Raw genomic sequence first — 1,921 nt, 5'->3', positions numbered from 1 at the left:
TTCGCGCTCCAGTGCTCGCCGGACCACCCCTGGGTGCACAAGCACCCCGAGTGGTTCCATCACCGGCCGGACGGGACCATCGCGTACGCCGAGAACCCGCCGAAGAAGTACCAGGACATCTACCCCATCGCCTTCGACGCCGACATGAACGGCATCGTCAAGGAGACGCTGCGGGTGCTGCGGCACTGGATGTCGTACGGCGTGCGGATCTTCCGGGTCGACAACCCGCACACCAAGCCGGTCGTCTTCTGGGAGCGGGTCATCGGGGAGATCAACCGGACCGACCCGGACGTGATCTTCCTGGCCGAGGCGTTCACCCGGCCCGCGATGATGCACACCCTCGCGCAGATCGGTTTCCAGCAGTCGTACACGTACTTCACCTGGCGCAACACCAAGGACGAACTCACCGAGTACCTCACCGAACTGTCCGGTGAGGCGGCCTCCTACATGCGGCCGAACTTCTTCCCCAACACCCCCGACATCCTGCACGCCCACCTCCAGCACGGCGGACGTCCCGCCTTCGAGGCGCGGGCGGTGCTCGCCGCGACCCTCTCCCCGAGCTGGGGCATCTACAGCGGTTACGAGCTGTGCGAGAACACCCCGGTGAAGGAGGGCAGCGAGGAGTACCTCGACTCGGAGAAGTACCAGCTCAGGCCGCGGGACTGGGAGGCCGCCGAACGCGAGGGGCGCACCATCGCCCCGCTGATCACCCGGCTCAACGAGATCCGGCGGGCCCATCCCGCGCTGCACCGGCTCAGGAACCTCCGCTTCCACCGCACGGACAACGGCTCCGTCATCGCCTACAGCAAGCGCGAGGGTGAGGACACGGTGCTCGTCGTGGTCAACCTCGACCCGCACCACACCCAGGAGGCCACCGTCTCCCTGCACCTGGCGCATCTCGGCCGCAACCAGGGCGCGGCCCTGACCGTGCACGACGAACTGACAGGCCGGACCTACGCCTGGAGCAGCGACAACTACGTGCGCCTGGAGCCCGGCCGGACACCGGCCCACGTGTTCCACGTCCGGTGACCCACAGCGCAGAGCGGAGACTCCAGAGCGTCATGACCGTCAACTCCCCCGTCCCGGACACCTTCGAGGACACCCCGGCCAAGGACCGCGATCCCGACTGGTTCAAACGAGCCGTCTTCTACGAGGTCCTCGTCCGCTCCTTCCAGGACAGCAACGGCGACGGCGTCGGCGACCTCAAGGGCCTCACCGCCAAACTCGACTACCTCCAGTGGCTGGGCGTCGACTGCCTGTGGCTGCCGCCCTTCTTCAAGTCGCCGCTGAAGGACGGCGGCTACGACGTCTCCGACTACACCGCCGTACTGCCCGAGTTCGGCGACCTCGCCGACTTCGTGGAGTTCGCCGACGCCGCCCACCAGCGCGGCATGCGCGTCATCATCGACTTCGTCATGAACCACACCAGCGACCAGCACCCGTGGTTCCAGGAATCCCGCAGTGACCCCGACGGGCCGTACGGCGACTACTACATGTGGGCCGACGACGACAAACAGTACGCCGACGCCCGGATCATCTTCGTCGACACCGAGGTCTCCAACTGGACCTTCGACCCGGTGCGCAAGCAGTACTTCTTCCACCGCTTCTTCTCCCACCAGCCCGACCTCAACTACGAGAACCCGGCCGTGCAGGAAGAGATCCTGGCCGCCCTCCGCTTCTGGCTCGACCTCGGCATCGACGGCTTCCGGCTCGACGCGGTGCCCTACCTGTACGCCAAGGAGGGGACGAACTGCGAGAACCTTCCGGCGTCCCACGCCTTCCTCAAGCGGGTCCGGAAAGAGATCGACGCGATGTACCCGGACACCGTGCTCCTCGCGGAGGCGAACCAGTGGCCCGAGGACGTCGTCGACTACTTCGGCGACTACGCCTCCGGCGGCGACGAATGCCACATGGCGTTCCA

2 protein-coding genes are annotated in these 1,921 nt (G+C 66.6%); both read left to right on the top strand.

Going from position 1 to position 1,921, the window contains the following annotated elements:
* Positions 1–1,029 (top strand): alpha-amylase family protein (locus tag BM536_RS38600; protein WP_483883511.1); only part of this gene is annotated, 1,029 nt, incomplete at its 5' end.
* Between the two features lie 32 nt (positions 1,030–1,061).
* On the top strand, positions 1,062–1,921 hold an 860-nt coding region (locus tag BM536_RS38595; RefSeq protein WP_245874035.1), incomplete at its 3' end, for an alpha-amylase family glycosyl hydrolase.

Origin of the sequence: Streptomyces phaeoluteigriseus (assembly GCF_001896135.2) — a bacterium.
Classification (GTDB): domain Bacteria; phylum Actinomycetota; class Actinomycetes; order Streptomycetales; family Streptomycetaceae; genus Streptomyces; species Streptomyces phaeoluteigriseus.
The sequence above is the reverse complement of the archived record's forward strand: the minus strand, read 5'-3'. Positions and strand labels throughout refer to the sequence as shown.